This is a genomic window from Mycobacterium arosiense ATCC BAA-1401 = DSM 45069, from assembly GCF_002086125.1.
GTDB lineage: Bacteria > Actinomycetota > Actinomycetes > Mycobacteriales > Mycobacteriaceae > Mycobacterium > Mycobacterium arosiense.
On the sequence record NZ_MVHG01000450.1, the window covers coordinates 1 to 230 of the forward strand.

Genomic DNA, 230 nt, shown 5'->3' on the forward strand with positions numbered 1-230 from the left:
CCGTTGGGCAGCAGCCGGCAGGTCAGGCTCTTGATGTAGCGGGTTTCCGCGATCGCCAGGTGCACCGGATGGTCGGGGCCCTGGCCGCCGCGCTCGAGCAGCTGGATGTTGCGGTCGAGATGGCGGGCGCTGCCGATCAGGATGTTCTGCAGGTCGTCCTCGGGCAGGTGCATCGAGCAGGAGGCGCTGACCAGGATGCCGTCCTTGCTCAGCAGGCGCATGGCCTGTTC

The 230-nt window shown here is 67.8% G+C and carries 1 protein-coding gene; it reads right to left on the reverse strand.

Going from position 1 to position 230, the window contains the following annotated elements; all coding sequences use genetic code 11:
• Nucleotides 1–230, reverse strand: a 230-nt coding sequence (locus tag BST14_RS32520; RefSeq protein ID WP_211280889.1) for a hypothetical protein, incomplete at both ends; no start/stop codon positions are given.